Source organism: Amycolatopsis sp. NPDC003861 (assembly GCF_053605405.1).
Map to the genome: position 1 here is coordinate 1 of NZ_JBSGJD010000447.1, position 3828 is coordinate 3828.

Genomic DNA, 3828 nt, shown 5'->3' on the forward strand with positions numbered 1-3828 from the left:
CGGCAGGCGGCAGGCCATGCCGACGATGGCGATCGGCTCGCCCGCGTCCGCGGCGACCGCGGCCGGCGCGGCGGGCGCCCCGGCGACGGTCTCCCCCAGTTCCTCACGCAGGTGCCGGGCGAGCGCGACCGGCGTCGGGTAGTCGAAGACGAGCGTGGCGGGCAGCTTGACGCCCGTCGCGGCGCTCAGCCGGTTCCGCAGCTCGACCGCGGTCAGCGAGTCGAAGCCGAGGTCGCTGAACCCCTTGGTGCCCTGGGCCAGCTCGGGGGCGTTGAAGCCGAGCACCGCGGCGGCCTCGGTCTGGACGATGCCCAGCAGGACCGCTTCCTGCTCCTCCGCGGGCCGCCCGGCGAGCTTGTGGACCAGCCCGCCGCCACCACTGGCGGCCGCCGTCCGCGCCACCCGGCGGCTCGCGCGGACCAGGCCGCGCAGCAGGTGCGGGACTTCCCCGCCGCCGCGCAGGGTCTTCAGGTCGAGCTTGATCGGGACCAGCAGCGCCTGCTCGGAAGCCAGGCCGATGTCGAAGATGTCGAGGGCCTCGGCGGGCGTCATGGCGAGCACGCCGCCGCGGCTCATCCGGGCCTGGTCGGTGGCGGACAGGTGCGCGGTCAGGCCGTCGGCCTGCTCCCACAGGCCCCACGCCAGCGACACGCCCGGCAGGCCCGCCGCCCGGCGCCCGGCCATCAGGCCGTCGAGGAAGGCGTTGGCCGCCGCGTAGTTGCCCTGCCCGGCCGAGCCCATGAGCGCGGCCGCGGACGAGAACACGACGAAGGCGTCGAGTTCACTGCCCCGGGTCAGTTCGTCGAGGTGCTGGACGGCGTCGACCTTGGGCGCGAACACCCCGGCCAGCCGCTCGCGGTTCAGTGCTCCGATGACGCCGTCGTCGAGCAGGCCGGCCAGGTGCACGATGCCGGTCGGGCGGTGCTCGGCCAGCAGCGCGGCGACCTGGTCGCGGTCGGAGACGTCGCAGGCGACCACGGACACGTCCGCGCCCTGCCCGGTCAGCTCGGCGAGGAGGTCTTCCGCGGCCACGCCGCGGCGGCTGGCGAGGACCAGGCGCCGGACGCCGTGCCGGGCGACCAGGTGCTTCGCCACGAGCGCGCCGAGCGAGCCGGTGCCGCCGGTGAGCAGGACCGTCCCGTCCGGACTGAACACCGCGGGCGCGTCCGGCACCTCGCCGGCCGCGCGGGCCAGCCGCGGGACGGAGAACGCACCGCCGCGCACCGCGAGCTGCGGCTCGCCGGTGGCCAGCACCGCACCCAGCGGCAGCTCGCCGTCGGTGTCGACGAGCACGATCCGGCCCGGGTTCTCCGCCTGGGCGGCCCGCACCAGGCCCCACACGGCAGCTCCGGCCGGGTCGGTCACCTCGCGGACCGCGCCGCGGGTCACGACGACCAGGCGGGCTTCCTCGGCCGCGCCGTCGAGCCACGCCTGCACGGCTTCCAGCACCCGGCCGGTCAGGTCCAGGGGCGCACCGCCGACGGCTTCGAGCACCTCGGCGTGGTCCGTGGCCACGGGTTCGGCCGCGGGCAGGTCGACCCAGTCGACCTGGAACAGCGAGTCGCGCTCTTCGCCCGCCGCCGTCTCCAGCTGCGCGGCCGAAACCTCGCGGGACACGAGGGAATCCATGGTGACGACCAGGCCACCGGTCTCGTCGGCGGCCTGGAACGTCAGCGCGTCCGGCCCGCCCGGCGCGACCCGCACCCGCAGCGCCGAGGCGCCGACGGCGTGCAGGACCAGGCCGTTCCACGCGAACGGCAGCACGTTGCGGTCGTCGTCCGGGTTGGCGAAGGCGTTCGTGTGCAGAGCGGCGTCCAGCAGCGCGGGGTGGAGGCCAAACTTGCCGGCGTCCTCGCGGTGGTCGTCGGGCAGCGCGACCTCGGCGAACACCTCGTCACCGCGCCGCCAGACCGCCCGCATGCCCTGGAACGCGCCGCTGTAGGCGTAGCCGCGTTCGGTCAGGTCGGAGTAGAAGCTCCCGACGTCGATCGGCTCGGCCCCGGCGGGCGGCCAGGCGGCGAAGTCGAAGCGGCCCGGCTCCCGGGCGGCCGACTCGCCGAGGAGGCCGGTCGCGTGCCGAACCCACTCGTCACTGTCGTCCCGCATGGAGAAGACGTCGACCGCGCGCGAGCCGGTTTCGTTCGGCCCGCTCACCGCGACCTGCACGCGGACCCCGCCGCGTTCGCCGAGCACCAGCGGCGCCTCGATGACGAGCTCTTCCAGGACGCCGAAGCCGAGTTCGTCCCCGGCCCGCAGGGCGAGGTCGACGTAGACCGTGCCCGGGATGAGCACGACGCCGCCGATCGCGTGCCCGGCCAGCCACGGGTGCGTCTTCAGCGACAGCCGCGAGGTGAAGACCAGGCCGTCGGACTGCGGCAGCGGGACGACCGCGCCGAGCAGCGGGTGGTCGGCGCCGGCCAGGCCCAGCGAAGCCGCGTCGCTCGCGGCCCCGCCCATCTGCAGCCAGTAGTGCTGGTGGTCGAAGGCGTACGTCGGCAGCTCGACCCGCCGCGACGGCGGCAGCACGCCGGACCAGTCCACGGTCACGCCGCGCACGAAGAGCTCGGCCGCCGAGGCCAGCAGACGCCGGAGGCCGCCGTCTTCGCGCCGCAGCGTCCCGGTCACGACGGCTTCGGAATCGTCGACGAGTTCGTTGATCGGCTGGACCAGCACCGGGTGGGCGCTGACCTCGACGAACACCCGGTGGCCCTGCTCGATCAGCTCGGCCACGGCCGGGCCGAACCGGACCTGGCGGCGCAGGTTGCGGTACCAGTAGCCGCCGTCGAGGACACCGGCGTCTTCGACCCATTCGCCGGTGACGGTCGAGTAGAACGGCACCTCCGGGGCCTGCGCGCGGATCCCGCCGAGCATCTCGGCCAGTGCGTCGCGGGCGGCTTCGACGTGCCGGGTGTGGGAGGCGTAGTCCACCGCGACCCGCCGGATCCGGACCCCCTGGTCGTCGAGCGCGTCGAGGGCTTCGTCCAGGGCTTCGGCGTCCCCGGCGATGACCACGGACGTCGGCCCGTTGACCGCCGCGACCTCCACGCGGCCCGCCCACGGCTCGATCCGCGCGGTCGCGTCCTCTTCGCTCAGCGCGACCGAGGCCATCCCGCCGCGGCCGGCCAGTGAGGCGGCGATCGCCTGGCTGCGCAACGCAACCACCTTCGCCGCGTCGTCGAGGGACAACGCGCCCGACACGCACGCGGCCGCGATCTCGCCCTGCGAGTGGCCCACCACGGCCTCGGGCTCGACGCCGAGCGAAGCCCACACGGCCGCGAGGCCGACCATGACGGCGAAGCTCGCCGGCTGCACGACGTCGACCCGGTCGAGGAGATCGGCGTCGCCGCGGAGGACGTCGGTCAGCGACCAGTCGACCCACCGCCCGAGCGCGGTCTCGCACTCGGCGATCCGGGCGGCGAACACCGGCGAAGCGTCGAGGAGCTCGCGGCCCATCCCGGCCCACTGCGTCCCCTGGCCCGGGAAGACCCAGACGACCTTGCCCGGGGCGCCCGAGCCGCGGCCGGTCAGCAGGCCGGGGGCACTCTCGCCGCGGGCCAGCGCCTGCAGCCCGGTGACGGCTTCTTCGTTCGAACCGGCGACGACGACCGCGCGTTCGCTGAGCACCGCGCGGCCGGACACCAGCGTCCCGGCGACGTCCGCGAGCGGAACGTCGCCGACCTCCGCCAGCCGACCGGCCTGGGCGGCCAGCGAAGCCGCGGTGGCGGCCGACACGACCAGCGGCACCACGCCCGGTCGTGAGTGGAAAGGAGGGTTAGAACCCGCTTTTTCACTCACGAGGTCTTCGGGGGCTTCTTCGAGGATCATGTG

The 3828-nt window shown here is 75.0% G+C and carries 1 protein-coding gene; it reads right to left on the minus strand.

Annotation, left to right across the window (positions count from 1 at the left end; translation table 11 throughout):
* The coding region (locus ACWEVN_RS47030) for an SDR family NAD(P)-dependent oxidoreductase (RefSeq protein ID WP_452055598.1) at positions 1 to 3828 on the minus strand (3828 nt) is incomplete at both ends.